The sequence below is a fragment of the Actinocorallia lasiicapitis genome (assembly GCF_054778695.1).
This window is the reverse complement of sequence record NZ_BAAGZI010000600.1, coordinates 1-2358: the sequence shown is the minus strand read 5'-3', so window position 1 is coordinate 2358 and position 2358 is coordinate 1. Positions and strand designations below refer to the sequence as shown.

Annotated in this window: 3 protein-coding genes; 1 reads left to right on the top strand and 2 read right to left on the bottom strand. The window is 72.8% G+C overall.

Annotated elements, in window-relative coordinates; translation table 11 throughout:
* On the bottom strand, positions 1 to 468 hold a 468-nt coding region (locus ACYVE7_RS32745), incomplete at its 3' end, for a hypothetical protein (RefSeq protein ID WP_460370296.1).
* 151 nt (positions 469 to 619) lie between these two features.
* Between ACYVE7_RS32745 and ACYVE7_RS32740 the strand changes: the two genes are divergently transcribed.
* Positions 620 to 1363, top strand: a complete 744-nt coding sequence (locus tag ACYVE7_RS32740; protein ID WP_460370295.1) for an IclR family transcriptional regulator — start codon at positions 620 to 622, stop codon at positions 1361 to 1363.
* On the opposite strand, the gene ACYVE7_RS32735 is transcribed toward ACYVE7_RS32740, so the two are convergent.
* Positions 1342 to 1911: a septal ring lytic transglycosylase RlpA family protein gene (locus ACYVE7_RS32735; RefSeq protein WP_460370293.1), complete on the bottom strand. Its 570-nt coding sequence runs from the start codon at positions 1909 to 1911 to the stop codon at positions 1342 to 1344. The two genes, ACYVE7_RS32740 and ACYVE7_RS32735, sit on opposite strands and share 22 nt — an antisense overlap.
* Positions 1912 to 2358: the final 447 nt, after the last annotated feature.

The window sequence follows — 2358 nt, the reverse complement described above, 5'->3', positions numbered from 1 at the left end:
CTCCGGCCCGGGCTCCGAACCGGCCACCGCCTCGGGCGCGTTCGACGCGCGCACGACCGCCGTCAACGCGTCGACGGCGTTCCCGAACAGCGTGCCGACCGGCCCGGTGGCCCGGCTCGCCACCTCGGGCCGCCGCACCCCGACCCGCAGTTCCCGCCGCTCCGTCAGATCCCCGAGCGGACAGATCAGCGATTCCTCGGCGGGCACGCAGGCGGACGGCACCCCGGCCCACTCCCCCGCGGTGCTCAACGTGAGGACCGTTCCCCGCGGCACCCCTCCCAGGGGCTCGACGGCCACCAGATAGCGGACGCCCCCGAATCTGGCCCCCAGCTCCACCACCGACACGCCGACCAGCGCCGCCCGCTGCGGCCGTCCCGCCTCGGCCCGGACGGGCGGGGCGAGAACGCATGGGGCGAGGACGGTCGCGGTCAGGGCGGCGACTGTCGCGGTGAGCAGGACGCCCCTCAAGTGCTACCTCCCCGGTCGGCCCGGACGGCGGCGGCCGGGCGGTGCGGGGGGCTTGAGGGTGATGCCCGCAAGATCGACTCGGCTAACGTCGGCGCGGGGTTTCACAGAGCGAAAGCGAAACTCCGTATGCTGAGGGTGAGAGGGGTGACGGATGAGCGTACGGTCGCTGGAACGGGCCTTCGAGCTGCTGGAACTGCTGGCGGACGCGGGGGGCGAGATGGCCCTGTCGGAGCTGACCGCGGCGTCCGGACTGCCCATGCCGACGATCTACCGGCTGATGCAGACCCTCGTCGGCCGGGGATATGTGCGGCAGGAGCCGTCCAAGCGGTACGTGCTCGGGCCGCGGCTGATCCGGCTGGGCGACGGCGCGTCGCGGCTGCTCGGCACCTGGGCGAAGCCCGTGCTGGCCCGGCTCGTCGACGAGATCGGCGAGACCGCGAACATGGCCGTCCTGGAGGGCGACGAAGTCGTTTATGTCGCGCAGGTGCCGTCGCGGCACTCGATGCGGATGTTCACCGAGGTCGGCCGGCGGGTGCTGCCGCACTGCACGGGCGTCGGCAAGGCGCTGCTCGCCCAGCTCCCCGCCGAGACGGCCCGTGCGATCGTCACCAGGACCGGGATGCCGGCCCGCACCGACCGCACCTTCACCGACCCCGAAGCGCTGATGGCCGAGCTGGCGAAGATCCGCGACCAGGGCTATGCGCTGGACGACGAGGAGCAGGAGCTGGGCGTCCGCTGTGTGGCGGTGCCGTTGCACGCGCCCACCCTGGCCGCGCTCTCGGTGTCGGGGCCGTCCGGCCGGATGACGCCGCAGGCCATCGCCGAGGTGGTGCCGGTGATGCGGGACGTCGCCGACCGGTTCGCGGGCGAGCTCTACGCGGCGAGGACCTCGTAGCGGACCGGGATCACCCCGGAGGAGATCCCGCCGACCGCGCGCATCGCGGCCGTCGAGAGGTCGAGGCAGCGGCCCGGCGAGAACGGGCCGCGGTCGTTGATCCGGACGACCACCGACGCCGCGTTGTTCTTGTTGATCACCCGGACCCGTGCGCCGAACGGCAGGCTGCGGTGGGCGGCCGTCAGCGCGCCCGGGTTGAACGCCTCGCCGCTGGCCGTCGCCTGGCCTTCACCGTAGAACGACGCCTCGCAGGCCCCGCTCGACAGGACCTTCGCCTGCTTGGGGCGGTGGGGCGCGGCCTTCTTGGCCCGCAGCCGCGGCGCGGCCAGGACGGGCGGCGCGGTCTTCGAGGCTGTGGTCTTCGGGGCTGCGATCTTCGAGCTCGCAGGCTCGGGGGCGGTGGTCTCGGGGGCGGGCGGCGCGCTCTCGGGGACGAGGGCGGTGCCGGAGGTCTCGGGGCCGCGGGCCGCCGCCAGGGCCGTCGGAACGACCTTGAACGCGAGGGGGACGGCGAGCACGACGGCGACGATGAGCACGATTCTGCGCACAGAGGATCCCAAAGTAGGGGACAAGGACGGCGCGGGCGCTGGGCGCCGGCGCGGGGGTGCATCTTCAGTTCGCGGCCACACCGATGGGGCCGGGGCGCACAGGTTGCGACATTACGTCTGAATTGCCGGACAGAACCGTTCCGGCAGCCTGTTGTGGGATTTCTCACCCCCGGAACTGACCGGTTGTGACATTAGACGAAGATCGCCGTTACCGTCCGGTTATCGCACAGATCACATCTGGATCACCAACGAAAAAGATCTGCACGGCCGGGACGGCCGTGCAGATCTTCGTGTGGCGGGAGCGGTTACATCGGGAGCTGCGGCAGGGCCGAGGTGGCGCCCGCAGGCAGCGCTCCGGTCAGCCCGGACAGGCCGCCGAGCAGGGCGGCGGGGCTGCTGCCACCGGCCACCGGCAGGACGTCGGGCAGGCCGGGGACGGGCGGCAGC

Coding starts and splice junctions, on each gene's coding strand:
- ACYVE7_RS32740 (WP_460370295.1), top strand. CDS start 620: ATGAGCGTACGGTCGCTGGAACGGGCCTTCGAGCTGCTGGAACTGCTG.